Raw genomic sequence first — 23,364 nt, 5'->3', positions numbered from 1 at the left:
GCGGTCCGCGGAACCGACAAGTCCCCGCAGACCGCGACGGCGGTACGCACAAAGGGGGTTACTCGGTACGCAGCCCGTCCGGCCGTAGCAGGCGCAGCAGGGGTGGCAGGCCGAGTGCGGTGACGAGGAGGACGATGCCGACGCCGATACCGGCCAGGGTGGTGACCGAGGCCCAGTTGACGGCGATGGGAACGCGGCTCATGGCCATCAGGACGGCGCCCAGTGCGAGGCCGACGGCGGCGGCCAGCAGGAGGCCGAGTGCGATCGGGATCGCTGTCTGCCACAGGACCGACAGGCTGAGGGTGGAGCGGCGAGTGCCGATGGCCACCAGCGCGGAGAGCAGCTTCTTGCGTTCGCGCAGCTGCTCCAGCTGGGAGACGAGCATGCTGGCGCCGATGAGGACGAGCACGCAGGTCGCGCCGATGTACAGGCCGGTGCGGATGTTGGCGTACTGGTTGGACACCTTGGTCGCGTGCAGCGGCATGAAGGCCAGTGTCAGGTCTGTCCGGTAGGCCGCGGTGCGTACGCGTTCCATGCCGTCCGGGCCGTTCTTGTCGAGCTGTACGTACACCTGGCTGTCCAGGCGGTGGTCCAGGCCCTGGGGCGCGCCCTTGGGGGTGGTCAGCACCCCGGACTTGCGGCCGCCGCTGGGGCTGGGACGGGCCTGCACGGTGCGGGTGTCCTTGGGGAGGGTCCACTTCACCGGCTTGCCGGAGTCCGGGTCGTCCTCGAAGGCGGGGCCGGCGTAGAGGGTTCTGCCCGGCACGGCGAGGGCGGCTTCCTCGGGGCGCAGGTGGTCGCCGCCGGTGAGGACGAAGGTGTCGCCGTCCTTGCAGGAGGGCAGGGTCGCCAGCTCGCGCAGCGCGTCGCAAGTGCCGATGGTCATGCTGGCGATGGCCCGGGGGTCCTTGGGCTCGGCGGCCAGGCCGATGGTGTCCAGTCTGGTCGTCCTGGCGATCCCGGGGGTCTTGTTCAGGCGTTCGGTGAAGTCGTCGAAGCGGTGACCGGACGCCGGTGAGCCGGGCAGCGCCAGGACGGCGGCGGCGGCCCGGCTCGGGTCCTGACCGGTGGCCTTGGTGTAGTTGCCCTCGACTCCGGCGAAGAGCATCTGGAGGGCGATGGCTCCGGCCACGGCGACGGCGATGCCGTTGACCGTGCGGGCGGCGGTGCCGCTGCTGATCTGCAGGCGGCGTACGGCCAGTTGCCAGGCCACCGGGCCGCGGCCGCCGAGGCGGGCGACGGCGGTCTCCACGAGCCAGGGCAGCAGCGCGGTGATGCCGACCAGGAGCAGGACGACTCCGCCGATGACCTGCGCCTGGTTGAACTGGCCGTTGTCGTTGCCATGGCCGCGCAGGGGAAGGAGCAGGGCGAGGCCGCCCAGCGGGAGCAGCACGCGCCACCACATGCGGCGCTTGGCGGGCTTGGCCGCGCGGACCACGCCGAGCGGTTCGATGACGGCATGGCGCAGGGCGAACAGGGTGACCGCGACCGCCGCCGCGGGCACGGCGAGTGCGACCAGGAGGGCGAGCCACGGGGACGGGTCGAGGTCGGCGGAGAAGACTCCGCGGTCCAGGATGGTGATGCGTTCCGCGAAGTGCCGGACGAGGAGGAAGAAGCCGGCGCCCAGGCCCAGGCCGATGACGGCTCCGGCGAGGGCCTCACCGGCCGCGATGCGGCGGGTCATGCGGCTGTCGGTGCCGACCAGCCGGAGCGCGGCCAGGCGGCGGTCGCGGCGTTCACCGCCGGTGCGGACGGCGGCGGCGACGAAGACGGCGACCGGTGTCAGGAGGGCGACGAAGACCGTGATCACCAGCAGGGTCAGCACGGGATCGAGGCGCTCGGCCTTGACGTGGTTCGCGAAGCCGGTGACCCGCTGGATCACCTGGCCGTACGGCTGGATGGTGTCGCTGCCCTGGTAGAAGGCGAGTTCGTTGGGTCCGGTCAGGCCCTGGTCGCCGATGGTCGCGGTGACTTTGCCGCTGAGGCGTTCGCGCAGCAGGGCGCCCTCGCCGGACTTCAGCAGCCTGTCCAGGGCTGGGGAGACCGCCAGTTCGCCGGGGGCGGGAAACTTCTTCAGCCCGGGCGGCAGCGGGGCGTCGGGGCCTTCGGGCCGCACCTGGCGGCCGTAGACGTGGTACTGGAAGTAGGGGGTGTCGGCGTCCGCGATGACCAGGGTGTCGTGACCCGGCCGTTCCGCGGAGGGGGCGCTGTTGGTGCTGCGGGCGTCGGCGCGCGCGTCGCGGGCGGTGAGCGCGCCGGGGAGCGCGGTGGTGATCAGGAGCAGGGCCACTCCCAGGCCCACGCCGATGCCGGTGAGGAGGGTACGGGTCCAGCCCTCGCGGCCGCCGCCGACGGCGAAGGCGGCACCCATGCGCAGGTCACGGGCCCACACCCGCAGGCGACTCGGGGACGTGTTCCGGGAGCTCATACGGCGCGCTCCAGGTCCCGCGCGTGGCCGTCCCGGACGACGATCTCACGGTCCGAGTACGCGGCCACGCGGGCCTCGTGGGTGACGAGGACGACGGCGGCGTTGGTGGACCGGGCCGCTTCGGTGAGCAGTTGCATCACGCGCTCGCCGTTGAGGGAGTCGAGAGCGCCGGTGGGCTCGTCGGCGAAGATCAGGCGCGGGCCGGTGACGAGGGCGCGGGCGACCGCGACGCGCTGGCCCTGGCCGCCGGAGACCTCGCCGGGGCGCTTGTCCTTCACCTCCTCGACCTCCAGCTTGCGCATCCACTCCAGCGCGGCGGCCCGGGCCCGCCCGCGCGGGACGCCGTTGAGGCGCAGCGGCAGGGCCGCGTTCTCCGCACAGGTCAGCTCGGGCACCAGCTGGCCGAACTGGAAGACGAAGCCGAACTCGCTGCGCCGCAGGGCGCTGCGCTCGGTGTCGTTCATGGCGGTGAGCTCGCGGCCCGCGTAGGTGACGGTGCCGGAGTCGGGGGGCACGATGCCGGCGAGGCAGTGCAGCAGGGTGGACTTGCCGGAGCCGGAGGGGCCCATGACGGCGACGACCTCCCCCGGGTGGATCGAGAAGTCCGCGCCGTCCAGGGCGGTGGTCGGTCCGTAGGCCTTGCGCAGACCGGTGGCGGCGAGCAGGGAACCGGCGGGAATCATCGGCGTATCTCCTGGGCGAGCCGGTCGAGACGGGCGGCGGTCAGTTCGAGCCAGCGAAGGTCCGCTTCGAGGTGGAACAGGGCGTGGTCGCAGACGAGTTGGTCGGCGAGGTCGCCCTTGGTCTTGCGGGCGGTGAGGGTACGCATCAGGCGCAGGTGCTCGGCGCGCTGGACGTCGAGGAGTTCGGTGGCATCACGGCCGGTCAGCAGTGCGAGGACGACCTTGGTGTAGAGGGTCGACTGGAGATACGGCTCGGGCTTCTCGGGCCGGGCCAGCCAGGACTCGACGTCGGTGACGCCGGCGTCGGTGATGGCGTACCGCTTGCGGTCGGGGCCGCCGCCGCTCTCGATCCCGTCGACCTCGACGAGACCGTGCTTCAGCAGCCGCGACATCGTCGAGTAGACCTGGCCGTAGTGCAGCGGCCTGTCGTGCCCGAACTTCTCGTCGAAAGCGCGCTTGAGGTCGTAACCATGGCGCGGACCGGTCTCAAGGAGACCGAGGAGGGTGTGACCGATGGACATACCCCGAACAATACACACCGCGTATACCCTCTATGTATACATGCCGTGTGTAGATCATGGCGGGCACAGCATTACCCCAGCTCAGAGCGGTCTGTCACGATTCGGGAACGGACATATGGTCCAGGTGAGCCGCCGCCTACAGCCGCCGCGGGACAGCGGCCGCCGCGGGGTCCGTGGCGGTCTACCTGTCGGCGGGCAGGGTGAGGGTGGCCACGGCGCCGCCTTCGGCGGCATTGGTGAAGCGGAGGGTCGCGCCGATCACGCGGGCCTGCCCCAGGGCGATGGTCAGTCCCAGTCCGTGGCCGCCGCCGCGTTCGGGGGCGCCGGTCCGGAAGCGCTGCGGGCCGTGGGCGAGCAACTCCTCGGGGTATCCGGGGCCGTGGTCCCGGACGGTGATGTCCCGACCGTCGACGACGACCTCGACGGGCGGGCGGCCGTGCCGCAGGGCGTTGGCGAGGAGGTTGGCCAGGATGCGGTTGAGGCGGCGCGGATCCGTCTGCACGACGGCGTCCCGGCGTACCGTCACCGTCACGTCGGCGCCGGCCCCGGTGACACGGACCGCCTCGGCGACAACGTGGCCGAGCGGGACCTCCTGAGGTTCGGAGATCTCCGCACCGGCGTCGAGCCGCGACACCTCAAGCAGTTCCTCGACCAGGCCGCGTACCGCCCGGACCCGGTCCTGGACCAGCTCCGTGGCCTCTCCCTCGGGCAGCAGTCCGACCGCCATGACCAGTCCGGCGAGAGGGGTGCGCAGTTCGTGGGCGACGTCGGCGGTGAAGCGCTGCTCGTCCTGGAGCCGGCCCTGCAACTGGTTGGCCATCTGGTCGACCGAGGCGGAGATGTCGGCCACTTCGTTGCCCGGAGTGCGGGGCGGTGGTGCGCCGATGCGTGCGTCCAGATCACCGTGCGAGATCCGGCGCGCTGTGTGCGCCACACGGCGCAGACGGCGGGCGGGCAGGTCGGCGGCGAGGGCTGCCAGTGGCATCGTGACGGCGAGGACCACGGCGGCGGCGAGGACCATGTGCTTGTCGAGCGACTGGAGCTTGCGGTACTGCGGCTGCAGCGTCGTGTCGACGGCGACGACGTGTCCATCGACACGTTCGGCCGCCCACATGGTCGGGCCCTGGCGCTCGGGGGCGTCGATTCCGGTGTCGGAGTAGTGGGTGAACGGGCCGTCGCCACGCGAGAGTTGTGAGAGCAGACCGGGCGGCAGGACCTTGGGAGTCCGGTCCTGGTCGTTGTTGCCGGGCTGCCCGGACCGGTGGCTGTCCACCTCCTCCTTCAGCAGGTTGAGGGTCACATGGCGGGCCTCCTCCTGGTCGCGGGAGAAGGTGAGTTGGTGCACCAGGACGCCGACCGCCGCGGCCACGGTGATGCCGACCGCCGCGCACAGCGCGGCGATTTTCCAGCGCAGGGCACGGGGGTTGGGCCACGGTTTCCGGATCGGGCTCATCGGTCAGCGCCGCAGTTTGTAGCCGAAGCCGCGGACCGTCTCGATCCGTCCCTCGCCGATTTTCTTGCGCAGTCGCTGCACGCACAGGGCCACGACCTTGCTGTCGCCGTCCCAGCCGTAGTCCCATACGTTGCGCAGCAGCGTATGGCGGCTGAGTACGACTCCGGGGCTGGCCGCGAGTTCCAGCAGGAGGCGCAGTTCGGTGGGGGTGAGCGCAACCGGCTCGCCGGCCACCGTGACTTCCATGCCCAGGGTGTCGATCGCGAGATCGCCGAAGCTGAGCAGGCCGGCTGCCGGGGTCTCCGGCTGCCCGGCGGGAGTGTCACCGGTGTCCGGGCCGACGGGTGCGTAGGCGGCCCGCCGCAGCAGCGAGCGCAGCCGGGCGAGGAGGACGAAGTCGTCGACGGGTTTGACCACGTAGTCGTCCGCGCCCGCCTCCAGGCCGGCGACGACGTCGAGGCCGTCACCGCGCGCGGACATCATCAGGACCGGTACGAGGCTCGTCTCGCGGACCCTGCGGCACAGCCCGATACCGTCCAGGCCGGGGAGCATGACGTCCAGCAGCAGCACGTCGAACGGGGTGCTCCGGAACAGCTCCAGCCCGGTCAGCCCGTCCGCCGCCGTCTCGACCTGGTAGCCGTATCTCTCCAGGACCAGTGCCACGGTACGGCGCAGTATTTCGTCGTCCTCGACCAGCAGGACTCGGACCGCTGTGGCGGAGGGTTCGGACACAGGCGGGCTCTCCTTCCGGGACAGCCGGGCAGCGAAACAGACATTTATAACGATACGGACCGGCGGGTCGGCTCTCCCTGCCGTCTGCGCGGCCCGCACGGGCGGCCCAGACGGCCACAGCTTCGCGCCGGGCCCTGTCGGGTCGTACACAGCCCGGCCAACCACAGATCGACCGTACGGGAGCGGACGGCTCCGTCGGGGCGGCGGGCTACGGGGGGCCGTCCAGCTGCCGCGCAGCCCCTCGCCTGGTTCGGCCTGCCACCGTCGGCTGCTCGGCGCGGGGGGTGTACGGCAGCTGATGCGGAAGTGATGCACGGTTGCTCGGCGACTGCGGCGCTCTCGCCCCCGGTCCGCTACTGGCCGAGCCCATCGTGTCGGGTGAAGGCGGTCTTCATGCCGCTCCCCGACCCGGTGTGAGGTGCACAGTGTCTCCCGTTCGGCAGGAACAGCAGCGTGCGGACGACACGCGGATCCGGGCCGTCGTGGTGTTCGGCGGTCGCGACCCCGACCACGACAAGCTGTGCGCCTCTGCGGCCAGTGTGATCGCCGGTCTCGATCCGCGGCGTTATGCCGTACAGATCGTGCGGGTAACCCAGGACGGGGAGTGGGTGGCCGGGCCCGACGACCTGACCGACGGTGTACGGCAGGGCGGCCCCCTGGACGCCGAGGCGCTGTGCCGGCTGACGCCGTCCACCGGCGCCGGCCCGCTCGGCTGCCTGGAGCGGGTGCTGCCCTTGCTGAGCGGCGTCGATGTTGTCTTCCCGCTGTTGCAGCAGCGCAGTGCGCAGTTCACCACCGTCATCCACGGCCTCCGTGCCGCGCGGCATGCACCGGCTCCGGGCCGGGTCCGATGACGGCGACCGAGGCGCGCCGCAGGCCGCTCCTGTATGTGGACCTCGGCGCGGTCGCGGCCAATACGGGCGCTGTCCGGGCCCGTACCCGGGCCGAGGTGATGGCCGTGGTCAAGGGCGACGGCTTCGGTCACGGCGCCATCCAGGTCGCCCGGACCGCGCTCGCCCATGGTGCCTCCAGCCTGGGCGTCACCAGCGTCGCGGAGGCCCTGCACCTGCGGCAGGCCGGCATCGGGGCACCGCTGCTCAGCTGGCTCAACACCGTCGACACGGACTTCGCCCCGGCGCTGTCGGCCGGGATCGAACTCGCCGTTCCCGGCCTTGAGCACCTCCGGGCCGTCACCGCGGCGGCGCGTGCCCTGGGGGGAACCGCCCGGATCCACCTGCACGCCGATGTCGGCATGGCCCGCGACGGCGCTCCCGCCGCGATCTGGCCCGCCCTGTGTGCGGGGGCGCGGCAGGCTCAGGGGCGCGGGCTGGTCGAGGTCGTCGGCCTGATGGGGCACCTCGGCTGCGCGGACCGGCCCACGGATCCGCACAACGAAGCCGCCCGTCGGCGCTTTGGCACCTTCGTCACCGAGGCCCGGCGGACCGGGCTGCGCCCGCGGTGGCGTCATCTCGCCGCCACGGCAGCTGCGTTGACCAGCCCGCCGACCCACTTCGACCTGGTGCGGATCGGCGCCGGGCTCTACGGCATCGATCCGACGAACGGCGCCGCCTCCCTGGACCCGCCCCTGACCCCGGCTCTGACACTCACCGCACCGGTCATCTCCGCCATGGACGTCCCTGCCGGCACACCGGTCGGCTACGGCTGCCACTACGTCACCCCCGCGGCCACCCGGCTCGCGCTGCTGCCCGTCGGCTACGCCGATGGCATCCCGCGCTGCGTCACGGGCCGGGCGGAAGTACTGCTGCGCGGGCGCCGCCGCCGGGTCGTGGGACGCGTTTCGATGGACCAGATCGTCGTCGACACCGGCGGGGACCCCGTAGTCCCGGGTGAGGTGGCCGTGGTCCTCGGCCCGGGCGACCGGGGCGAGCCCCGCGCGGCCGAGTGGGCCCGCTGGGCGGACACGCTCGAACACGAGATCGCCACCGGTCTCGGCGCGGCCCCGCGACTGACGCGCCGTCACATCCCCTCTGGCGGCGCCCCGTCGGCCACGGCCCGGATTCCGCAGGCAACCCGCACATGACCACCCCGAAGCCGGCCGCCCCGCCCACCGCGACGACGCGGACGCCGTCGCCCTCACCGGCGCCCCGCCAAGGGGACGCGTGCCGCTCTCACCCCACCGCTGATTCAGGAGATCCCCGCATGAACACCGTCCTTCCGTCGCCCGGCGCCCCGATCCGTGTCGCCGTCATCGGCGGCGGCCAGAACTGCGAACACGACATCGGCGTGGCCACCGCCGCCGCCGTGTGCGCCGCGCTCCCCGGCGAGCGGTACACCGCCGTGCCGATCACCATCGGCCGGGACGGTACCTGGCACGGCTCCGACGGCCTTCCCTTCCCCGACGGCCCGGCCGGCGCCCTGCGCCTGCTCTCCACCTGCCACGTCGTCTTCCCCGCCGTGCACGGGCCACGGGGCGAGGACGGCGCGCTGGCCGCCTGGTGCGAGCTGGCCGGGCTGCCCTACGTCGGCTCCGGGGTACGGGCCGGGGCGCTGGCGATGGACAAGCACACCACCAAACTCCTGGCCCGGGACCTGGGGATCGCCACCGCCCGGGCCGTCTGCGTCACCCGGCCCGACGGACCGGTCCCGCTGCCGCTCCCGGTGGTGGTCAAGCCGGTGGCCGCCGGCTCCAGCCACGGCGTGCGCCGGGTGGACGCGCCGCAGGAGTACGCGCCTGCCGTGGCCGCCGCGCTCGACCTGGACTCCCGGGTGCTGGTGGAGGAGTTCGTGGACGGGCGCGAGGTGGACGTCGCCGTCCTGCGGCAGGCCGACGGCACGCTGCTCGTAGGCCCCGCCCTGCAGATCGTCACCGCGCCCGGCACCCTCTTCGACACCACCGACAAGTACGACGGCACCGCCGACTTCCGCATCCCCGCCGACCTCACCCCCACCGAGCGGGAGACGCTGAAGAACGCGGCGCTCACGCTCTTCGAGGCACTGGGGTGCGAGGGCACGGCACGTTTCGACTTCTTCCTCGACGGCTCCCGGATCGTTCTCAACGAGATCAACACCATGCCGGGGATGACGGCCGAGTCACAGGTGCCCAAGATGTTCGCCGCCGTCGGACTGGGCTATGCGGAGCTGCTGACGGAACTCGTCGAGGGCGCCTTGCGGACCGTGCGATGAGCCGTGTCGCACGCCTGGACGCGCTGCGCGGCCTCGCCGTCCTGCTCGTGATGATCCGCCACGGAGCACCCGGCGCGGCCCCCGGAGCGGGGGTGGTCGGCATCGTCATGTTCTTCACCCTCAGCGGGTACCTGATCACCGGCCTGTTGATGCGCGAACTCGACACCACCGGACGGATACGGCTGGGCGCCTTCTACCGCCGACGGGCCGTTCGCCTCCTGCCCGCTCTGCTCGCGCTCGTCACGGGATTGACCGTTGTCACGCTCGTCCTCGACCCCCTGGGCGACCGGAGCGCTCTGGGCCGGACTCTGGCCGTCGCCCTCACCTACACAGCCGACCTGCCCATCACGCACGGCAGCGACGCGATCTTCCATTTGTGGACCCTGGCCGTGGAGCAGCAGTTCTACCTGCTGTGGCCTCCCCTGCTGGCCTGGGCCTGGCTCCGAGGACGGGCCACCCTCCTCGTCATCCGCACCCTCGCCGTCATCGTCGTCGTGGCGGCCGGCGTCACCCTCTGGCTGCGCGAGGACTTCGACCGGGCCTATCCCTGGCCCACCTCCTGGGCGGGCGCGATGCTGATCGGCGCCGCCGCCTCGGTGAGCAACCGCCGGCGAAACGCGGCGCGGGGAGTGGCCCACGCCCGGCCGCACCGCGGCGCCTCTTCGCGAACCCTCGCCGCGACGGCCGCGCCCGTCGCGCTCGCGCTTCTCGTCGTGGCCGGCCTGGTCCCGTGGCGGTCCTGGTCGTTCACCTACCCCTGGGTGGGCCTGTCGCTCGCGGCCCTGACCGTCGTCGTGCTCCACCACTGGGCACAGGACCCCACGCCTCAGGGGCGCGCCCTGACCACCCTGGGCCGGCTGGGCACCATCTCCTACGCCGCCTACCTCTGGAACTACCCGCTGACCCTGTGGCTGCGCCCCTGGCACCCGATCACCGGTCCAGCCCTGGCTGCTGTGCTCACCCTCGCCCTCGCGACGGTCAGCTGGTTCCTCATCGAACGCCCCGCGACCCGCCGATGGGCCGGCCCACGGCCCGTCGCCCCACTCCAGTGACGAAAGAGCATCTCCATGTCCGACCGAGCACCCGCCGGGTTCGTCGCCCTGGCCGACTTCGACCCCAGCATCCGGCAGGACCTCCGCTACGCCACCGACCGCAACTTCGTCGGCACCCCGCTGGACGGCTATCAGGACGCGACCTGTCTGCTCACCCTGCCGGCCGCGGACGCCCTCAGCCGCGCCCAACAGCTCCTCACCCGCAACGGCTACACGCTCACCGTATTCGACGCCTACCGCCCCCAACGCGCCGTCGACCACATGCGCCGCTGGGCCGGTGACCCCCGGCAGCAGTCCACCAAGTCCCTCTACTATCCGCGCATTTCCAAGGACCGGCTGTTCGGCCCCGACTACATCCACACCCACTCCGGGCACAGCCGCGGCAGCACCGTCGACGTCACCCTGGCCACAGCCGACGGCACGCCGCTGGACATGGGCACCCCGTTCGACTTCTTCGACCCGCTCTCGCACTCCCACCACCCCGACACCCCGCGCCTCGCACGCGCCAACCGCCGGGCACTCCACCACGCCATGATCTGGGCCGGATTCCACAACCTGCCCACCGAGTGGTGGCACTTCACCCTCACCGACGAGCCCTTCCCCCAGCGCTACTTCGACTTCCCCGCCACCCGCCGGTCCCTGCGTGCCAGCCAGGGCACGCGCTCAGCCCCTGGCGGACCCGCACCCCGCAGCGGCACGCAGACTTCCGTCAACGTCCTTGAGCGTGCTGGTTGACCGCCTCGGCAACCTCGGACAAGGCCTCGACGACGATCCCGGCAACGTGACGGGAAGGCCACTTCGCCGAGTACGCACACGAGTCTGCGAACGCGTCCGACCCGCAGCAACGCAAGACCACACCATCCAGCAGCCGTGCCGGGCACCCGGGCCCGCGCATACGGCCGACAACACAGCGGAGGCCCTCTGTGCGGCGACCGGTACGTCCAGCCCACCACCCCTCGTCCGCGGACGACGCCGAACATCCGCCGCCACTTGCCGTACCCGCCCACACGCGGAACCGGCGGCGCACCGAAGCACTGCTGCTCGGCCTGGTTATGGCGACCGCTGTCGGCGGCTACGCCTACACCGGCCTGTCCATACAGGGCCATCTGCCCTCCGGGCTGGGCCAGTTCGCCTTGAGTATGCTGCTGCTCACGCTCGTACTCCACCTGGCAGTACGTCGGTGGGCCCCGCTGGCCGACCCGCTGATCCTGCCGCTGGCACTGATGCTCACGGGACTGAGTTTCGCGCTCCTGCACCGCCTCGATCTCGCCTATGCCGCGAAGCCCTTCCTCAGGATCAACCCCGCCGGCGCCGACCAGTTGAAGTGGACGGCCACCGGGGGTGCCGTGTTCACCGTCGTGCTCATCACCCTGCGGGATCACCGTCGTCTACAGCGTTACGTCTACCTGACCATGGCCGTCGCCCTGGTCATGCTCCTGGCCCCGGCCTTCTTCGGCGCCGACCAGTTCGGTGCCAAACGATGGCTCAGGCTGGGCTCGCTGACCCTGCAGCCCGGTGAATTCGTCAAGATCATGATTGCGGTGTTCTTCGCCGGCTATCTCACCGTCCACCGCGACGCGCTGGCTCTGACCGGCCGCCGCTTCCTCGGCATGCGCCTGCCTCCCGGCCGGAATATGGGTCCCATCGCGGCCGTCTGGGCAATCAGCCTTCTTGTCCTGGTATTTGAGCGCGATCTGGGCACATCGCTCATCTTCTTCGGACTCTTCGTGGTCATGCTCTACACAGCGACCGAACGGACCGGCTGGGTGGTCTGCGGCGTGCTCATGGCCGTATTCGGTGCGGCAGTCGTCGGTTCACTGGAGCCTCATGTGCACGGCCGGGTACAGGCCTGGCTGCACCCCCTGGACGCGTTCACCGCCGAGGGACGGAAAGCGGGTATCTCCGAACAACTGGGCCAAGCCCTGTTCAGCTTCGGCAGCGGAGGCGTGACCGGTACCGGCCTGGGCCAAGGACACCCCGAGCTGATCGGCTTCGCAGGCAACAGCGACTTCATCCTCACCACCGTCGGCGAGGAACTCGGCCTGGCCGGTGTCATGGCCGTACTCCTGATGTACGCGCTGCTCGCCCAACGAGGCCTGCGGACCGGCCTCGCGACACACGACCCCTTCGGGAAACTGCTTTCTGTCGGCATGGCGAGCGCACTCGTATTCCAGGTCTTCGTCGTCACCGGCGGAGTCATCGGCCTGATCCCGCTCACCGGAAAAGCACTCCCCTTCCTCGCCAAAGGCGGATCATCCATGATCGCCAACTGGCTGATGGTGGCTCTGCTGATCCGCATCAGCGACAGCGCACAACGCTATCGGGATCCGATTCCTGTTCCCGATGGAAATTCCTCTTCCCCCGCCTTGCGAGGGAAACATCACCCGGGACCGGCCACGCGTCCGTGAGCGGGTACTCGTCCCTCCAGGACCACGACGCCGACGCCGGACACGATCAGGGCGCGGGCGGTGCTCCCAAGGGATCCGGGTCCTTGTCGTCGGCGTTGCGTGTGACGACCGTGAGGTCCCCGCCGGGTTTCTGCTTGCCGAGCAGCATGCCGTCGAACTGTGACGCCCACATGAGGGCGGGCACGATCACGGCGACCACCGCGAGCGCCGAGCGACGCACCAGCGCGAGGACCAGGAGCAGGACAACGAGAACACCGGTCCAGGGCAGGACGGCCTGGATGAGGTCGTCCAGCTGCCCGAACCCGTCGGGGGTCAGGTCGTTGAGGAGCAGCGCCAGCGCGAGCAGCAGGGCCGCGGCGGCGACGACCAGGCCGCGCGGCCGGGTACGGGCTGTCGGGCCGGGGCTGCGGCGGGGTCGGCCGGCGGTGGGAGGGGCGGGTTCGTGTGCGGTGGGCACGGTCCGCTCACCGGCCCCCGTCCGCGGCCCGGTCGAGGGCCTCCTGCAGTCCGCCGTTCACTGCGGCGGCCAGTTTCCCGCTGGCGTCGAGTGCGGCCTGCAGCCCCTGATCCGGCGTGGTTCCGGCCTTCTGGTGCAGGACGGCGCCGAGCACGAGCCGCTCCTTGCCGCCGGCCGTGACGGTGGCGGCCCACAGCAGGTTGCCGCCGGCCGGGGTGGTGGAGCCGGTCTTGAGGCCGATCACCCCGGAAGTGCCGAGCAGTGTGTTGCTGTTCTTGACGGACGTACCGCTGCCGGGAACGTCGGTGGCCTTCTCCGCCACGACCGACCGGAACGTTTCGTCCTTCATCGCCGCGCGGGCCAGCTTGAGCTGGTCCTGGGCGGTCGAAACAGTGTCCTGCTCGATGCCGCTCGCGCCCGTGTACCGGGTGTTCGTCATCCCGAGGTTCGCGGCTGCCTTATTCATCCTGGCGGCGAACGTCTCCTGGCTGCCCGTGTCCCAACGGGCGAGCAGCCGGGCTATGTTGTTGCCCGAGGGGATCAGCATCAGTTCGAGCAGCTTGCGTTGGGACAGCTGCTGCCCCTCAGTTGCGGGAGCGGTCGATTCGGACGCGGAACCGGCCTCGTCGGCCGCCTGCCGGTCCACGGTGACGACAGGCCCCTCGTCGCCCTTCTTGAGCGGGTGGTCCTGGAGGATCACGTACGCGGTCATCACCTTGGTGACGCTCGCGATCGGCACCGGCTCCTGCGCGCCCTGCGTCCCGAGCAGACCCACCCCCTCGACCTCCACAGCGCTCTGCCCCTCCCCGGGCCACGGCAGCGGCAGTTGGGGAACCACGCGCTCCGGGACCGGACCGGTGGGGCCGCTGCCGCGGGAGTACGCGCACCCGAATCCGGCGCCCGCGACCAGGACGGCCAAGGCCAGGGCCGAAACCCACAGCCGGCGGCGGTGCAGTCCGCGGCGCGGCCTCCCGGCCCGCGGCGGCTCGGCCGCGGAACGCTTCTGGCGCGACTCGGGAGACTGCTGGACGGCCGGCATGCGACACCTCCGGATGACCTGCGCGTCGCCTCTGCCCCGCGCTCGGCCTCCACCTTCGGTGCCGCACGCATCCGGTCCGCCGCCCTTCTGCCGCTATCAGGCAGCATTTGCCGACATTCAGGCATGGATCATGCATCAGCCGTGCATCAGCCGAAGCGCCCCCACCGACAGTCTCTCGATGGCGAACTTTTTACCTGTGTATGAAGGGGCTTACGACCCGCCTGTCCGGGTAAGCGCGCGCTGGCCCTCGTTTCACTCGGCCACGGAAAAGCGCCAAACCGCACACAGGGATTGAATAGTTCTATGGACGCCGACCGCAGGAAGCCCCCGAGGCCCGGTCAGGTCAGATCGCCGCGGGAGAGCACTCCCTCGACCGACCGGCTGGTACGCATCATGCTGCGCCGCCGCAAGAATGCGCTGAGCCTCGAAGAGGTCGTGGTCACCGACCGCCCCGAGGTACGCAGGGCCGTCTCGGCGGCCGCACTCGGCAACATGATGGAGTGGTTCGACTTCGGGGTGTACGCCTACCTGGCGGCCGTGCTCGGCAAGGTGTTCTTCGCCGGCAGTTCCCCGAGCATCCAGGTGATCGCGTCCTTCGCCACCTTCGCCGTGGCCTTCCTGGTGCGCCCGCTGGGCGGGCTGGCGTTCGGGCCGCTGGGCGACCGCATCGGGCGGCAGCGGGTGCTGGCCGCCACCATGATCATGATGGCGGTGAGCACCTTCGCCGTGGGTCTGCTGCCCAGCTACGGGACGGTCGGCCTGCTGGCGCCCGTTCTGCTGCTGGTGTGCCGTCTGGTGCAGGGCTTCTCCACCGGTGGCGAGTACGCGGGAGCCACCACCTACATCGCCGAGTACTCCCCGGACGAGCGCCGGGGCTTCCTGGGCAGCTGGCTGGACTTCGGTACGTTCGTGGGGTACGTGCTCGGCTCCGCGCTCGTGACCACGCTCACCGCGACCCTGGGCGAGAGCACCATGGTCGACTGGGGCTGGCGGCTGCCCTTCCTGCTGTCCGGGCCGCTCGGTCTGATCGGGCTCTACATGCGGATGCGGCTGGAGGAGACGCCCGCCTTCCGGGCCGCGGCCTCGGTCGGCACGGCCGGCATGGCCAAGGACCCCGACCAGTCCCCCGAAGCCCTGGCGCAGCACGCCGAAGAAGGCCGGCAGTCCGGGCACGGACGGCTGAAGGAGACCTTCACCCGGCACTGGCAGGCGGTGCTGATCTGCATGGGCCTGGTGCTCGTCTACAACGTGACCAGCTACCTGGTCACCTCCTATCTGCCGACCTATATGACCGAGACACTCGGCAAGGACCCCACCACCTCGCAGCTGCTGGTCCTGTGCACCATGATCGTCGTCGCGCTCACCATCACCACGGTGGGCCGCTACTCCGACATCTGGGGACGCCGGCCGGTCTTCATGACCGGCAGCGCCGCCCTGGTGGCCCTGGCCATCCCCGCCCTGCTGCTCATCCGCGCCCAGGGGGCGGTCCTGCCGGCCATCGGATGCCTCATCCTGGCCCTGCTGCTGGTCTCCTTCGCGGGCACCGCCGCTTCCACCCTGCCCGCACTCTTCCCCACCCGGCTGCGCTACGGAGCGCTCTCCGTCTCCTACAACATCTCCGTCTCGATCTTCGGCGGCACCACCCCGCTGGTGGTCTCCGCCCTCATCGAGAACACCCAGAACAAGATGATCCCGGCCTACTACCTGATGGCGGCCGGTGCCATCGGCTTCGTCTCCGCCTTCTTCCTGCACGAGACGGCCGGCCGCCCGCTGCGCGGCTCCGGGCCGATGGTGGAAAGCGAGGAGAAGGCCCGGGAACTCGTGGCCCGCAGCCGCGTCGAGGCCGGACGCGGGGCCCGGGACGTCTGGATACGGCTGCGTCATCCGTGGCACCGGCATCACACCGAGCGATGACGGCCTGCCGCCGCGCGGCTCTCCGTACGGGGGTGCGGGCTGGTCCTGGGGCACCAGCCCGGCAACGAGGTGATGGATACAACGTCGAGGAACTCCGGGGCAGTTAATGCCGTGAGTCATCTCACGAACTTCCGAAGAACCAGGGATTTTCTCCGCAGCGTCCTTCCACCCAACGAGTTCCCGCCGAAAGGCGTTCGGCGGACGGCGCGCCAACACATCGGAGGAGAGAAACCCTTGTCCTTTTCCACGGCATTGACCATCGGCATCGCGGGCTGTTTCGCTGTCGCAGCGGCGGGTTTCCTGCTGGGACGGCCGAGACGGATCTCGCACCGTGTGGCCGCCGCCCTGGGATGGCTGTGGGTCCTCGGCGTGATCGGGCTGACCTTCGGCACCCGGTCGGGCGGCGGTCAGGCGGTGAATCTGCGGCTGCTCGACGGGACGAATCCGGCGGACACCAAGGACTTTCTCCTCAACGTCCTCATGTTCGTGCCGGGCGGCATCGTCCTGGCCGTCGCAGGAACGCGTTTCGCCTGGGCAGCGCTTTTCGGTTTCCTCGGCTCTCTGGTCATCGAGACGACGCAGTACCTGACAAGTTCGGGACGGACCGCGGACATCAACGACCTGCTGGCCAATACACTCGGCTGCCTGGCCGGCTTCGCCTGCGCCGCGCTGGTCCGTGCGGGCCTGGGAGGATCCGGCGGACGGGCCCGGCGGGCCTGATACGGCAGGCGCCCCGTGCGGACGCACGCCAGCACGATGGTCGTGCCGGCACCCCGCGCGACTCGCTGCACATTCTGGACACCCTGCTGAACCTCGACCCGGGGCGAAGCCGGACATGGTGGCCACCGACAACGCCTCCTGTGCTGTTGCCAGGACACCTCACGCCCCGGCAGCCCGGAGGGACGGCCAAGCGGGCCGTCGGGCAGGGCTATTGCGGAGGTGGGTGGCTGTGCGGGTCGTGCGCCAGCGGCGCGAGGACGGCTCACGCCGGTCGAGCTGTTCGAGGGAGCGGACGAACCAGTCGAGGTGGTCTCGGGGTTCTTGCGGTTCCGGGCCGCACGGGACTGCTCGCCGGACAGGCTCGTGCCGTACGCGTACGACCCTCGCCATCTGTGGCGGTTCCTCGGCGAGCGGGGCCGGACTGGGGACGCGTCCGCCCTGCCGCACGTGATCCCGCTGCTGGAGTACCTGCGTTCGGTCCCGTTGCGCCGACCGCGGCAACGCATGACCCTCACCGTCGCGACGGCCGGTGGAGACGGGCGGGGCGCGAAGCTCGCGGCGACCACGGCGAACCGGATCCTGGCGGCCCTTCATCGCCCGCCGCCGAGCGCTGCGGCCCAGTGAGGAGTACCGCGCACCCACCGCGCAGGAATGGCAGGACTTCCTGGCCCACTTCGAGCTGCGGAAGGTCGCCCTCGGCGCCTGCGCGCGCGTGTTCCGCGGCCTTCGCCCCTGTGGGGGTCAGGTGGTGGAGGTGGGGCCGGGCGGCAGGTGGACCGTCATGATCAGGCGGCAGGTTTCGGTGCCGGTGCCGCGATAGGTGTGAGGAGCGTCGCCGTTGAAGGTGGCGGTCTGTCCGGCTTCGACGGGGTACTCGGTCCCGTCGACGACGAGGGTCATCCGTCCGGTGCTGACGCTGACGGTCTCGACGACGCCGGGCTGGTGGGGGTGGCTGGGGTATTCGTCGCCCGGCTGGAGTTCCCAGCGCCAGATCTCGGTCGGGGCGGGGCCTGATGTCGTCAGCATGAGGCGGGCTGTGCTGCCCTTGTCTCCACTCCACAGGGGCATCACGGTGTCGGCGGACACGACGCGGACGCGGCTCTGGGCCGAGCCCTCCAGGAGGGCGGACACGGAGACGCCGAGGGTGTCGGCCAGCCGCACCAGGGTGGCGAAGTTCGGGTTCCCCTGGGCTTTCTCCAAGGCCACCAGGGCGCCCTTGCTGACCTGAGCGCGTCGGCTGAGCTCGTCCAGGGACAGGCCGGCGCGGGTGCGGGCCGCCCGGACGTTGCCGGCGAGTGTGCGCAGGGCTGCCGCTGTCTCTGCCATCCGGATCACCTTCCTTGCCGGTGGACCATTGCAATGCACCGTACGGTCATTCGACTAGTGCAATTTCGGTCGGTCCGTTGTACGGTTCAGTCGTTCCGCTGATAGTAAGGGATGTGACCGTGATCGCTCTGCTGCTGGCCCTGGGAAGCTCCCTCGCCTACGGGTGCGCGGACTTCCTCGGCGGCCTCGGCGCCCGCAAGGCCCACGTCCTGCGCACCGTGATGATCGCCGCCCCGGCCTCGCTCGCGGTCGAACTGCTGCTGTGGCCCTTCCTCGGCGCCTCGTTCAGCGCCGGCGCCCTGACCTGGGGGGCCGCTTCCGGGGTCGCTTCGGCCGCCGCCTTCGCCCTGCTGTACAGGACCCTGGCGATCGGCCCGATGAGCGTGCTCTCGCCCGTTACCGCGCTGGTGTCCGCCGCACTGCCCGTCGGCGTGGGTCTGCTCCAGGGCGAGCACCTGGGCATGGCCGGACTGCTCGGCCTGCCTCTCGCGCTCGTCGCGGTCGTGCTGGTCAGCACCGGGCACAGCGCCGGTTCCGCGCGGCCCTCCCGCGCGGCGCTGTTGCTGGCCTTCGGCGCGGGCGCCGCCATCGCCCTCCAGCTGGTCTTCCTTCACCAGGCCCCCTCCGACAGCGGCGTGGCCCCGTTGATCGTGGGCAGGGCGGTGTCCTCGGCCGTCACCCTGGCCGCCGCGGGCCTGATGCGCCGCAGGCTCGGCCCGGAGAAGCCCGCCGGTGCGATGTCGGCCGCCGCAGGCGTGCTGGACTCGCTGGCGAACCTGCTGTTCCTGCTCGCCGCCCGCAATGGCGACCTCGCCGTCGTCGCCGTGATCACCGCCCTCTACCCGGCCGGGACCGTCCTGCTCGCCCGCGGCGTGCTGGCCGAACGCATCCACCGCGGCCAGTTCCTCGGCCTGGGCACCGCCGCCGTCGCCGTCGGCCTCCTCGCCCTCACCTGACCACCGCACCACACGAGCACGCGGGGAGAACCACATGGTCATCCAGCCCTGGGACAACGCCCTGGACGACACCGGAGGGCAGACCTGGATCGCCGAGCCGACGGCCACGACGTCCGCCTCCTCAGCGTCAACGGCCTGCTGTGCCAGGCACCCACTGCCGTCCCCACCCACGGCGACCCTGCCCCCATCACCGTCAACCAGCCGCCCTACAGACGGATGCTGCCCGCAATCCGCGGCCTGTGCCCTCAAGTCACCGACGTACGGGCCAAGTTCACGTACGACGACAACGAGCCCGTCGAGAGCACCGCACCTCCGTAGCCGACCACCCCACCGGACGCGGCCAGGCCCTCGACGCACCCACCGCACGGCAGCAGCGCCGCCGCCTGGACCGCAACGGCCTCGGAAGCGCTGAACCCCACCCACCCGCAGCACCAAGGAACGGAGCCCCCGCCATGACCTTCCGCATCAGCCCCGCTGTCGCCGACGCCTTCCCCGACACCCTCATCGCCGTGGTCACCGCCAGCGGCCTGCGCGGCCACGAGCCCTGGCCCGCCACCACCGCAGCCGTAGAGGACCTCGAACGGCAGCTCGCCGACGGCACCTGGGCCCCGGCCGACGAGACCGACCCGCGCATCGAGGCATGGCACACCGCCTACCGCTCCTTCGGCACCAACCCCCGCCGTATCCGCCCCAGCGTCGACGCGCTCGGCCGCCGTATGGCCAAGAGGGGCTCCCTGCCGCGCATCAACCCGGCCGTCGACTCCTACAACGCCGTCTCCGTCCGCCACGGCCTGCCCGCCGGCGCCTTCGACCTCGACCACGTCACCGGCGACATCGACATCCGCTACGCGGACGGCAGTGAGACGTTCACCCCGCTCGGCGAACCCGACTCCGTCGAGCACCTCAAGCCCGGCGAGATCATCTACACGGACACCACCGGTGTCCTGACCCGCCACTGGAACCACCGCGACGCCCACCGCACCCGCGTCACCGAGGACTCCACCCACGTGGCCTTCCTCCTCGAAACCCTCCACGCCACCCGCGACGGCCACCTCCTCAAGACCGCCGCGCACGAACTCCAGGACCTGCTCACGCCGCACGCCGAACAGGCCACCCTGCACTACCTCGCCCCGGGACAGCCCGCTGCCACCGTCTGAATCCCTCGCCCCGGACGACCCGCAGCACCCGGGGCGGACTTCGCTTCGGCACGCCGTACCCCTCGTTCGGACCGCGTGTGTGGCGGCTCCGCAGCGTAGGGCGAGACTGAGGGGAGAGCGTCGAGGAGACCTGGAGACAGCGATGCACCTTGGCAGGGTGAAGAGCTTCGACCCGGAGAACGGCTCAGGGTGGATCAGCCCTGACGACGGGGGCGACGACGTCTGGGTGCACTACAGCGAGATCGAGGCCGACCCCCAGACCCTGGAGGAGGACCAACAGGTCGAGTTCGACATCGGGTCGGGTCCCACAGGGCCGCAGGCCAAGAACGTACGCCCTTCAACGTGACACGGCCGCGCCCATCCCGCGCCCGGATATCTGCGTACCTCTCGACCAGCGCGTCTCCCCCAAGAGGGCTAGATTAATGAAGAGCACGCAGGAGAGGAGCGGAGATATGTCCTCGAAACGGCGCCGCAAGAAAAAGAAGGCCCGTATGAAGGGTGCCAATCACGGCAGACGGCCACAGTGCTGAACGTCGGCCCGTGCCACCCGGTGCTGTGCGGGATGATCACCGGGACGGCCGGGCCGCGGCGCTGATCAGCGTCGGCTCCGTCACCGCCGTCGTGACCGCCCGGTGGCCGACCCCCTTGCCCTGTCCCGGGCCCCGGCACACCGGGCGAGTGGGGGCCGAAGCTCAATTCTCCGTCGGCGCCGGGGCCTTCGCCGGCCCGGCCAGGTGCTCGGGTTCGAGTACGAAGACCGGGATCACGCGGTCGGTCTTCTCCTGGTATTCGGCGTACGGCGGATACGCGGCGACCGCACGCTGCCACCACTGGGCCCTCTCCTCACCGGTGAGCTCACGGGCCGTCATGCCCTGGCGTTCGGGGCCGTCCTGGAGAACCACCTGCGGGTTGGCCTTGAGGTTGAAGTACCAGACCGGGTGGCGCGGGAAGCCGCCCTTCGAGGCCACCGCCGCGTACCGCCCCTCGTGCTCCACGCGCATCAGCGGAATCTTGCGGATCTTGCCGCTCTTCGCGCCGCGCATCGTGACAATGACGACCGGCAGGCCCGTCTCCCAGAGCGTCGTGCCCTGCGTGCCACCCGAACTCTCGTACAGCTCGACCTGTTCGCGCACCCACTGCGCCGGACTCGGCTCGTACTCGCCCTCAAGAGGCATCGCCTTCACCCCATCGTCGTGTACGGATTGTGCCGGGACAGTCCAGCACAATCCTCGCGCGAAGGGGAGACCGCCACTTCTGCGGGGTGCCCGTGGGCAGCGCCCGCGGATCAAGGGGCGCCGGCGCGTACAGCGGTGGTCGCCAGAGTGGTGTAGTGCATCGTGAAGCGGCCGCCCAGAGCGTCGATGGCATGGCCAACCGCTCCCAGTATCCGGGTCAGTTGGTCGGGACGGAGTCGGGTGAGGCCGCCGGTAGTGGGGAGGAGGTCCAGCCACTGGTCGCGCGTGCAGGACTGCTCCCAGTCGAATCGCCACTGTTCCGGGTCGTTGAACTGCCCGGTCTCGCGGATCTTGTCAGCGATTTTCGCGTACCCCGCCTTGTACATCTCCAGCGGACGTCGCGCCGGCTGATTGCTGAACGGGGAGTCGGGCGCCACCTGGCGGTAAGCAGCCGCGAACGGCTCGGCCACCTCGGCGGGTGGTTCAAATACGTGCCCGAAGATCGCCAAGCGCCCGTTCGGACGCAGCACTTGGGCCGCTTTCACGGCGCCGGCGACCGGGTCCACCCAGTGCCACGACTGGGCGGCGACCAATGCGTCGAACGTTCGGCCAGCCGGCTCCCAGGCTTCGAAGGTCGCCAACTCCACCCGCAGGCCGCGGGCTTGCGCGAGGTCGGCCATCCGCGCGTCCGGCTCGATGCCGAGCACGGCGCAGCCGGCGGCCTGGAACTGACGGGCCGCGATGCCGGTGCCGCAGCCGACATCGAGCACGTCAGGCCCCGGGCTTCCGGCGACGATGCGCGCCACCAGGTCATGGGGGTAGCCCGGTCGGGCCCGGTCGTAGCGTTGTGCATCCGTGCCGAACGATTCGGCCGTCTGCCGAGCCTGATGCGGCTGCGCCGGCTCGGGTTGCTCTCGCGGAAGAGTGGGCATGCGTTCACTGTAGTGGGCAAGCGCCCACATACCTAGGGATGCCAGGAGCCTGGTGCACGAGAGGATGTGTGCATGCCGACCGGGGTGCATCTTCGCGACGCGCGGCAGCAGTTGTTCGACGCCGCCGAACGCGTGCTGCTGCGGGACGGCCCGAACGGGCTGACCAGCCGGGCCGTCACCGACGAGGCGGGCTGCGCCAAAGGCGTGCTGCACCGGCACTTCACCGACTTCGACGCGTTCCTCACCGAGCTCGTGCTCGACCGGGCCGCACAGCTCAACGCGCAAGCGCAGGCGCTGCGCGAGGCCGTCGGCACCGGCACCGTGGCCGACAACGTCACCGGCGCGCTGACCACCCTGTTCGGACCGGTTCCGGTGGCGATCATCCCGCTCATCACTTTCCGGGACGGGTTGCGCGCGCGGCTGCGGCAAGCCAGGCCCGGAGGCGGCATGGCGATCCTCGCCCAGGTGACGACCGCGGTCTCGGACTACCTGGCCGACGAGCGCGCAAGGGGCCGTATCGCGGCCGACGCCGACATCGACTCGCTCGCCCTCTCCGTGGTCGGAGGCGGGCATCTCCTGTTCGCAGACCGCGACTCCGAGCCACCGACCGCGGCAGCCGTCAACAAGCTGGTGACCACGGTGCTCGCCGACGTCGTACAACGGCGGTCACGCTGAAGTCGGTGTGCCTTGCTGGGGGCGGGGGACGGGGGCACCGTCTGCGGAGCCCTCGCCCCGTACGCGATCAGCTCCAGGTCATGTTGATCTCACGCTCGAAATTGCGTTGTTGGCCGGTCGGCTCCACCAGGCGGCCCTGGCGAGCAGGCGGTCACCGCGGAGGGCGACCCACATCCATTCCGGATGTCGGCGGCCGGCGGCAAGGTCGTCCGCCAGTTCCTCATTGAAGGCGCCCGTCCGCTCCGGGGTCAGACGCGGTCCGCACCCCGGGAGGGCGAGCCCAACGGCCCCGGCATCATGTCCGGCGGACTGACCGCATCCCGCAAATCCCTCGGGCGCTGCGCGAAGTCCGTAGCGTCCGCAGCGGTTGCCAAAAGGAAAAGGCAAGGAGTCGTCTACTCCTTGCCACTCTCAACATATAACGCATTGGGGGGCTTGCGGCAAGGCCCCCCTCGTGCCGCAGAATCGCCGCCCGAAGCCAGAAAACCAGAGAGCCAGAAATCCAGAAAGCCGTGGAAAGCGGGGGGCGCGAAGTGCGTGTGTTGTTGCGGGGACCCGGTCGCCGGCCGCGTCCGGCAACGGGCCCGCTCCC

General features: G+C 70.8%; 23 protein-coding genes. 13 read left to right on the top strand and 10 right to left on the bottom strand.

The window, feature by feature from the left end; all coding sequences use genetic code 11:
- Positions 1-58: 58 nt before the first annotated feature.
- The 5 genes from ACFP1Z_RS12840 to cseB all read right to left on the bottom strand — a co-directional run bounded on the left by ACFP1Z_RS12840 (position 59) and on the right by cseB (position 5,817).
- The gene (locus ACFP1Z_RS12840) at positions 59-2,428 is read right to left on the bottom strand and encodes an ABC transporter permease (RefSeq protein ID WP_390316264.1); all 2,370 of its coding nucleotides are present in this window, start codon (positions 2,426-2,428) and stop codon (positions 59-61) included.
- Entirely contained in the window at positions 2,425-3,111 is a 687-nt protein-coding gene (locus ACFP1Z_RS12835) for an ABC transporter ATP-binding protein (RefSeq protein ID WP_390316263.1), read from the bottom strand. Before ACFP1Z_RS12835 ends, ACFP1Z_RS12840 begins: the two co-directional genes overlap by 4 nt.
- Positions 3,108-3,632 (bottom strand): PadR family transcriptional regulator, encoded by a 525-nt coding sequence (locus ACFP1Z_RS12830; RefSeq protein ID WP_390316262.1) that lies wholly within the window; start codon positions 3,630-3,632, stop codon positions 3,108-3,110. The genes ACFP1Z_RS12835 and ACFP1Z_RS12830 overlap by 4 nt, the downstream gene beginning before the upstream one ends.
- Before the next feature lie 181 nt (positions 3,633-3,813).
- A complete protein-coding gene (locus ACFP1Z_RS12825) occupies positions 3,814-5,085 on the bottom strand; it encodes an ATP-binding protein (protein ID WP_390316261.1) in 1,272 nt (423 codons plus the stop codon).
- Between the two features lie 3 nt (positions 5,086-5,088).
- Positions 5,089-5,817 (bottom strand): two-component system response regulator CseB, encoded by a 729-nt coding sequence (cseB, locus tag ACFP1Z_RS12820; RefSeq protein ID WP_390316260.1) that lies wholly within the window; start codon positions 5,815-5,817, stop codon positions 5,089-5,091.
- Positions 5,818-6,242: 425 nt separating this feature from the next.
- Between cseB and ACFP1Z_RS12815 the strand changes: the two genes are divergently transcribed.
- The 6 genes from ACFP1Z_RS12815 (at position 6,243) to ACFP1Z_RS12790 (ending at position 12,421) form a co-directional block, all read left to right on the top strand.
- On the top strand, positions 6,243-6,671 hold the full coding sequence (locus ACFP1Z_RS12815) for a hypothetical protein (protein ID WP_390316259.1): 429 nt from the start codon (positions 6,243-6,245) through the stop codon (positions 6,669-6,671).
- Complete coding sequence (gene alr / locus ACFP1Z_RS12810; RefSeq protein ID WP_390316258.1) at positions 6,668-7,858, top strand: alanine racemase; 1,191 nt, start codon at positions 6,668-6,670, stop codon at positions 7,856-7,858. The genes ACFP1Z_RS12815 and alr overlap by 4 nt, the downstream gene beginning before the upstream one ends.
- Before the next feature lie 119 nt (positions 7,859-7,977).
- The gene (locus tag ACFP1Z_RS12805; RefSeq protein WP_390316257.1) at positions 7,978-8,961 is read left to right on the top strand and encodes a D-alanine--D-alanine ligase family protein; all 984 of its coding nucleotides are present in this window, start codon (positions 7,978-7,980) and stop codon (positions 8,959-8,961) included.
- Positions 8,958-10,013, top strand: a complete 1,056-nt coding sequence (locus ACFP1Z_RS12800; protein ID WP_390316256.1) for an acyltransferase family protein — start codon at positions 8,958-8,960, stop codon at positions 10,011-10,013. Before ACFP1Z_RS12805 ends, ACFP1Z_RS12800 begins: the two co-directional genes overlap by 4 nt.
- A gap of 15 nt (positions 10,014-10,028) precedes the next feature.
- Positions 10,029-10,748 (top strand): M15 family metallopeptidase, encoded by a 720-nt coding sequence (locus ACFP1Z_RS12795; RefSeq protein WP_390316255.1) that lies wholly within the window; start codon positions 10,029-10,031, stop codon positions 10,746-10,748.
- Between the two features lie 317 nt (positions 10,749-11,065).
- Complete coding sequence (locus ACFP1Z_RS12790; protein WP_390316253.1) at positions 11,066-12,421, top strand: FtsW/RodA/SpoVE family cell cycle protein; 1,356 nt, start codon at positions 11,066-11,068, stop codon at positions 12,419-12,421.
- A gap of 46 nt (positions 12,422-12,467) precedes the next feature.
- Here the strand turns inward: ACFP1Z_RS12790 and ACFP1Z_RS12785 are convergent, their stop codons facing one another.
- Together ACFP1Z_RS12785 and ACFP1Z_RS12780 are read right to left on the bottom strand one after the other, a co-directional pair.
- Entirely contained in the window at positions 12,468-12,878 is a 411-nt protein-coding gene (locus tag ACFP1Z_RS12785) for a hypothetical protein (protein ID WP_390316252.1), read from the bottom strand.
- Positions 12,879-12,885: 7 nt separating this feature from the next.
- A complete protein-coding gene (locus tag ACFP1Z_RS12780; protein WP_390316251.1) occupies positions 12,886-13,917 on the bottom strand; it encodes a D-alanyl-D-alanine carboxypeptidase family protein in 1,032 nt (343 codons plus the stop codon).
- Positions 13,918-14,220: 303 nt separating this feature from the next.
- Here ACFP1Z_RS12780 and proP point away from each other — a divergent pair, with 303 nt between their 5' ends.
- The 3 genes from proP to ACFP1Z_RS12765 all read left to right on the top strand — a co-directional run bounded on the left by proP (position 14,221) and on the right by ACFP1Z_RS12765 (position 17,175).
- Complete coding sequence (gene proP, locus ACFP1Z_RS12775; RefSeq protein WP_390316250.1) at positions 14,221-15,831, top strand: glycine betaine/L-proline transporter ProP; 1,611 nt, start codon at positions 14,221-14,223, stop codon at positions 15,829-15,831.
- 234 nt (positions 15,832-16,065) lie between these two features.
- A complete protein-coding gene (locus ACFP1Z_RS12770; protein WP_390316249.1) occupies positions 16,066-16,551 on the top strand; it encodes a VanZ family protein in 486 nt (161 codons plus the stop codon).
- Between the two features lie 363 nt (positions 16,552-16,914).
- Positions 16,915-17,175 carry a hypothetical protein gene (locus tag ACFP1Z_RS12765; RefSeq protein ID WP_390316248.1) on the top strand — a complete coding sequence of 87 codons (261 nt, stop codon included), beginning with the start codon at positions 16,915-16,917 and terminating at the stop codon, positions 17,173-17,175.
- A 117-nt stretch (positions 17,176-17,292) separates the two neighbouring features.
- Here ACFP1Z_RS12765 and ACFP1Z_RS12760 read toward each other — a convergent pair whose 3' ends face one another.
- Positions 17,293-17,877 (bottom strand): helix-turn-helix domain-containing protein, encoded by a 585-nt coding sequence (locus ACFP1Z_RS12760; protein WP_390316246.1) that lies wholly within the window; start codon positions 17,875-17,877, stop codon positions 17,293-17,295.
- A gap of 119 nt (positions 17,878-17,996) precedes the next feature.
- Between ACFP1Z_RS12760 and ACFP1Z_RS12755 the strand changes: the two genes are divergently transcribed.
- The 3 genes from ACFP1Z_RS12755 (at position 17,997) to ACFP1Z_RS12745 (ending at position 20,336) form a co-directional block, all read left to right on the top strand.
- Positions 17,997-18,833: an EamA family transporter gene (locus ACFP1Z_RS12755; protein ID WP_390316310.1), complete on the top strand. Its 837-nt coding sequence runs from the start codon at positions 17,997-17,999 to the stop codon at positions 18,831-18,833.
- A 452-nt stretch (positions 18,834-19,285) separates the two neighbouring features.
- Positions 19,286-19,990, top strand: a complete 705-nt coding sequence (locus tag ACFP1Z_RS12750) for a B3/B4 domain-containing protein (RefSeq protein ID WP_390316245.1) — start codon at positions 19,286-19,288, stop codon at positions 19,988-19,990.
- Positions 19,991-20,132: 142 nt separating this feature from the next.
- The gene (locus tag ACFP1Z_RS12745; protein WP_390316244.1) at positions 20,133-20,336 is read left to right on the top strand and encodes a cold-shock protein; all 204 of its coding nucleotides are present in this window, start codon (positions 20,133-20,135) and stop codon (positions 20,334-20,336) included.
- 346 nt (positions 20,337-20,682) lie between these two features.
- Here ACFP1Z_RS12745 and ACFP1Z_RS12740 read toward each other — a convergent pair whose 3' ends face one another.
- Both ACFP1Z_RS12740 and ACFP1Z_RS12735 read right to left on the bottom strand, forming a co-directional pair.
- Complete coding sequence (locus ACFP1Z_RS12740; protein ID WP_390316242.1) at positions 20,683-21,165, bottom strand: nitroreductase family deazaflavin-dependent oxidoreductase; 483 nt, start codon at positions 21,163-21,165, stop codon at positions 20,683-20,685.
- 110 nt (positions 21,166-21,275) lie between these two features.
- Positions 21,276-22,097: a class I SAM-dependent methyltransferase gene (locus ACFP1Z_RS12735; protein ID WP_390316241.1), complete on the bottom strand. Its 822-nt coding sequence runs from the start codon at positions 22,095-22,097 to the stop codon at positions 21,276-21,278.
- Positions 22,098-22,169: 72 nt separating this feature from the next.
- On the opposite strand from ACFP1Z_RS12735, the gene ACFP1Z_RS12730 reads away from it, so the two are divergent.
- On the top strand, positions 22,170-22,772 hold the full coding sequence (locus ACFP1Z_RS12730) for a TetR/AcrR family transcriptional regulator (RefSeq protein ID WP_390316240.1): 603 nt from the start codon (positions 22,170-22,172) through the stop codon (positions 22,770-22,772).
- The last annotated feature ends 592 nt before the right edge of the window (positions 22,773-23,364 follow it).

The sequence above is a fragment of the Streptomyces gamaensis genome, assembly GCF_042656465.1.
GTDB classification, from domain to species: Bacteria; Actinomycetota; Actinomycetes; order Streptomycetales; family Streptomycetaceae; genus Streptomyces; species Streptomyces gamaensis.
The sequence above is the reverse complement of the archived record's forward strand: the minus strand, read 5'-3'. Positions and strand labels throughout refer to the sequence as shown.

Bases quoted from the DNA above. Each gene is read 5' to 3' on its own strand.
- ACFP1Z_RS12840 (WP_390316264.1), bottom strand. From the start codon at position 2,428: ATGAGCTCCCGGAACACGTCCCCGAGTCGCCTGCGGGTGTGGGCCCGT.
- ACFP1Z_RS12835 (WP_390316263.1), bottom strand. From the start codon at position 3,111: ATGATTCCCGCCGGTTCCCTGCTCGCCGCCACCGGTCTGCGCAAGGCC.
- ACFP1Z_RS12830 (WP_390316262.1), bottom strand. From the start codon at position 3,632: ATGTCCATCGGTCACACCCTCCTCGGTCTCCTTGAGACCGGTCCGCGC.
- ACFP1Z_RS12825 (WP_390316261.1), bottom strand. From the start codon at position 5,085: ATGAGCCCGATCCGGAAACCGTGGCCCAACCCCCGTGCCCTGCGCTGG.
- alr (WP_390316258.1), top strand. From the start codon at position 6,668: ATGACGGCGACCGAGGCGCGCCGCAGGCCGCTCCTGTATGTGGACCTC.
- ACFP1Z_RS12805 (WP_390316257.1), top strand. From the start codon at position 7,978: ATGAACACCGTCCTTCCGTCGCCCGGCGCCCCGATCCGTGTCGCCGTC.
- ACFP1Z_RS12800 (WP_390316256.1), top strand. From the start codon at position 8,958: ATGAGCCGTGTCGCACGCCTGGACGCGCTGCGCGGCCTCGCCGTCCTG.
- ACFP1Z_RS12795 (WP_390316255.1), top strand. From the start codon at position 10,029: ATGTCCGACCGAGCACCCGCCGGGTTCGTCGCCCTGGCCGACTTCGAC.
- ACFP1Z_RS12790 (WP_390316253.1), top strand. From the start codon at position 11,066: ATGGCGACCGCTGTCGGCGGCTACGCCTACACCGGCCTGTCCATACAG.
- ACFP1Z_RS12780 (WP_390316251.1), bottom strand. From the start codon at position 13,917: ATGCCGGCCGTCCAGCAGTCTCCCGAGTCGCGCCAGAAGCGTTCCGCG.
- proP (WP_390316250.1), top strand. From the start codon at position 14,221: ATGGACGCCGACCGCAGGAAGCCCCCGAGGCCCGGTCAGGTCAGATCG.
- ACFP1Z_RS12760 (WP_390316246.1), bottom strand. From the start codon at position 17,877: ATGGCAGAGACAGCGGCAGCCCTGCGCACACTCGCCGGCAACGTCCGG.
- ACFP1Z_RS12750 (WP_390316245.1), top strand. From the start codon at position 19,286: ATGACCTTCCGCATCAGCCCCGCTGTCGCCGACGCCTTCCCCGACACC.
- ACFP1Z_RS12745 (WP_390316244.1), top strand. From the start codon at position 20,133: ATGCACCTTGGCAGGGTGAAGAGCTTCGACCCGGAGAACGGCTCAGGG.
- ACFP1Z_RS12740 (WP_390316242.1), bottom strand. From the start codon at position 21,165: ATGCCTCTTGAGGGCGAGTACGAGCCGAGTCCGGCGCAGTGGGTGCGC.
- ACFP1Z_RS12735 (WP_390316241.1), bottom strand. From the start codon at position 22,097: ATGCCCACTCTTCCGCGAGAGCAACCCGAGCCGGCGCAGCCGCATCAG.
- ACFP1Z_RS12730 (WP_390316240.1), top strand. From the start codon at position 22,170: ATGCCGACCGGGGTGCATCTTCGCGACGCGCGGCAGCAGTTGTTCGAC.